The sequence below is a fragment of the Xenorhabdus vietnamensis genome, assembly GCF_002127535.1.
Taxonomy (GTDB): domain Bacteria; phylum Pseudomonadota; class Gammaproteobacteria; order Enterobacterales; family Enterobacteriaceae; genus Xenorhabdus; species Xenorhabdus vietnamensis.
Map to the genome: position 1 here is coordinate 1 of NZ_MUBJ01000117.1, position 684 is coordinate 684.

The 684-nt window shown below is 44.7% G+C and carries 1 pseudogene; it reads right to left on the reverse strand.

Annotation, left to right across the window (positions count from 1 at the left end):
• Nucleotides 1–15: 15 nt before the first annotated feature.
• A pseudogene (locus Xvie_RS20460) lies at nucleotides 16–684 on the reverse strand (IS1 family transposase); the annotation flags it as partial.

Below are 684 nucleotides of genomic sequence, written 5' to 3' on the forward strand. Positions count from 1 at the left end.
GGTCATGATTCCAATTTATTGATAATGATGAATGTTCAGATAATATCCAATGACTCGGTCATGCATTTCCACGGATTTTGAAAAAGACAACGTTTTACGAGTCAACCTTGCCAAATGCTGACGAAGATTCAGGTTATTTCTCTCTATACGTTGGGTATAACGCTTGCTGACCACATGCAATTTCCCCATTAGCGTTTTTTCATAACTTTTCCAGCCATCGGTCATATAGATCACAATGTTGAAAGGTGTCAGTAACGCCATCAAACGCATCAAGGTCTTTTTTGTTCTGGGGCCAAAAACGTGGGCGATCACTTTTCGTCGGCTTCGGTCATAGGCATAAAAGAGCCAACGAGGATTTTTCTTCGACTTCACGTATGACCACTGCTCATCCATTTCTCAGCAGACAATGACTTCAGTACAGGGAGCAATGATGTCCGTTACGGATTTTGGTCTCAGTTTTTTAGGTGGCGGAGGACAGTATTCAGGCCAATCCCCATGACACGCGCTGTCGCCCGACACCCCATCCCGTTCATCGCCATATCGACGATTTGCTTGTGTGTACCGGGACGACATGCGGTATAAGTGAATTCAAGTTGCCAAGAGTGACGGCAGGATTGGCAAAGGTAACGTTGATGACCAGAACGAGATCGCCCATTACGATGAATTCCTTTAATTGCACAACAA